Origin of the sequence: Ancylomarina longa (assembly GCF_003996985.1) — a bacterium.
Taxonomy (GTDB): Bacteria; Bacteroidota; Bacteroidia; order Bacteroidales; family Marinifilaceae; genus Ancylomarina_A; species Ancylomarina_A longa.
This window is the reverse complement of sequence record NZ_RJJX01000125.1, coordinates 1-690: the sequence shown is the minus strand read 5'-3', so window position 1 is coordinate 690 and position 690 is coordinate 1. Positions and strand designations below refer to the sequence as shown.

Annotated in this window: 1 tRNA gene; it reads right to left on the bottom strand. The window is 43.5% G+C overall.

The features are described from left to right. Window positions 1-591 precede the first annotated feature (591 nt). Window positions 592-663: transfer RNA gene (locus DLK05_RS19090), tRNA-His, on the bottom strand. Window positions 664-690 lie beyond the last annotated feature (27 nt).

Sequence of the window (690 nt, the reverse complement as noted above, 5' to 3'; positions counted from 1 at the left end):
AATACAAGGATTCAGATGAGTCCGTTCCAATTTCCGTAGTTAATTATAATACTAATGAGTACATTCTAGATCACACACAGTCTATACTCAATACACAACCGGACAGACACATGACCGACCTACTGAGAAAATGAATAATAAACTACAGAAATCTGGATTCCCATTTAAGCTGTAGCGGTTGTGTTATTTGAACCAATTTGTGATTACATTGTGCTTCATTCTGTGGCTAATTCAAATTCCGAATATAACACGTTGAGTTGTGCTCATCGTGTTCTGTCTGCATTAGATTGGACTGATCTGGGAATTCTTGACACATCAATACGAATAATTTCAATGATCATCATATAATATTAATTGAGATGAAGTCAAATGACGACTGACGTGCTGTGTACGCTATCGGAAGTGTGCGACGGAATGCGGTCTATGACTTGTGTCGGTGCGTCGTCACGGGACACCGGTGTCAGTGAGGACTCAGTTGAATTGGAAGTGTCAATTGTGGATTGGTTGGTGTGAAGTGCAGTGGTGATTGTGTGGGATGGTGCGAATGCAGTCGATGGTAGTGAATGTGTGTAGTGGAGGCAATAAGGCGGATGTCGCTGCCATGATTCGAACGTGGGTTAGTGCGGCCACAACGCAATGTCATAACCACTAGACCACAGCGACGATGTGTTCGCGACCCAACGTCACGCT